The organism is Pseudomonas sp. 65/3-MNA-CIBAN-0223 (genome assembly GCF_040310425.1).
GTDB classification, from domain to species: Bacteria; Pseudomonadota; Gammaproteobacteria; order Pseudomonadales; family Pseudomonadaceae; genus Aquipseudomonas; species Aquipseudomonas gregormendelii.
The window spans coordinates 1-246 of sequence record NZ_JBEOPV010000290.1; the positions used below are offsets into that span (position 1 = coordinate 1).

General features: G+C 48.4%; 1 protein-coding gene. It reads right to left on the minus strand.

What is annotated here, in order from left to right:
• On the minus strand, positions 1-206 hold a 206-nt coding region (locus AAEZ09_RS28930), incomplete at its 3' end, for a twin-arginine translocation signal domain-containing protein (RefSeq protein WP_350601757.1).
• Between the last annotated feature and the right edge of the window lie 40 nt (positions 207-246).

The following is a 246-nucleotide window of genomic DNA, read 5'->3' on the forward strand; positions in this document are numbered from 1 at the left end:
TGTTGTGCTTGTCCTGATGGCAGGCTCTCATCCATCAACGCCGTTGGCAGATCATCTTTGGTAAATTGCGTGCTGCTATCTTGCCCAGTAGTATTAGCAGCCAGTGCTTGAGTAATGCTTTGGGTCGCTAACAGCCCTGCCCCTGCGCTGATTCCGACTTGACGTAAAAACTGGCGACGATTCAGCTCAGAAAATTTCTTAGTCATTATTCTACCTTTTTTGCCATGCAGCTAGGGTCTGTTGGAC